The sequence below is a fragment of the Bradyrhizobium mercantei genome (assembly GCF_001982635.1).
Classification (GTDB): Bacteria; Pseudomonadota; Alphaproteobacteria; order Rhizobiales; family Xanthobacteraceae; genus Bradyrhizobium; species Bradyrhizobium mercantei.
Genome location: NZ_MKFI01000046.1, coordinates 1 through 909, shown reverse-complemented (window position 1 = coordinate 909; position 909 = coordinate 1). Strand labels below are relative to the sequence as shown.

General features: G+C 62.7%; 2 protein-coding genes. Both read left to right on the top strand.

The features are described 5' to 3' along the window. The coding region (locus tag BI327_RS40815) for an EF-Tu C-terminal domain-related protein (RefSeq protein ID WP_245335085.1) at nucleotides 1-671 on the top strand (671 nt) is incomplete at its 5' end. A 73-nt stretch (nucleotides 672-744) separates the two neighbouring features. Next, nucleotides 745-909, top strand: a 165-nt coding sequence (locus BI327_RS40810) for a small ribosomal subunit protein uS10 (protein WP_143271813.1), incomplete at its 3' end; no start/stop codon positions are given.

Genomic DNA, 909 nt, shown 5'->3' with positions numbered 1-909 from the left:
CGGCCAAGCTGGCGCTGGAAGGCGACAAGGGCGAACTGGGCGAGCAAGCGATCCTGTCGCTGGCCCAAGCCCTGGACACCTACATCCCGACGCCTGAACGTGCCGTTGACGGCGCGTTCCTGATGCCGGTGGAAGACGTGTTCTCGATCTCGGGTCGCGGCACCGTGGTGACCGGCCGTATCGAACGCGGCATCATCAAGGTCGGCGAAGAAATCGAAATCGTCGGTATCGTTCCGACGGTCAAGACGACCTGCACCGGCGTGGAAATGTTCCGCAAGCTGCTGGACCAAGGTCAAGCCGGCGACAACGTGGGCATCCTGCTGCGCGGCACCAAGCGTGAAGACGTCCAGCGCGGCCAGGTTCTGGCCAAGCCGGGCTCGATCACCCCGCACACGGACTTCACGTCCGAGGTGTACATCCTGTCCAAGGAAGAAGGCGGCCGCCACACCCCGTTCTTCAACGGCTATCGTCCCCAGTTCTACTTCCGCACGACGGACGTGACGGGCACGATCGACCTGCCGGCCGACAAGGAAATGGTTCTGCCGGGCGACAACGTGACGATGACCGTCAAGCTGCTGGCCCCGATCGCCATGGAAGAAGGTCTGCGTTTCGCCATCCGTGAAGGCGGTCGTACCGTCGGCGCCGGCGTCGTCGCCAAGATCCTGAAGTAATTCGGATCACTTAAGCAGCACACAACCAGCGGGGGCGCCTGCCGCCCTCGCCCCTCGTTCTTTAGGAAACGCCATGAAAAACCAAAAGATCCGTATCCGCTTGAAGGCTTTCGATTACAAGCTGATCGATCAATCGGCCGCTGAAATCGTCGACACCGCCAAGCGCACGGGCGCCGTTGTCCGCGGCCCGGTGCCGCTGCCCACGCGTATTCGTCGTTACGACGTGCTGCGTTCGCCG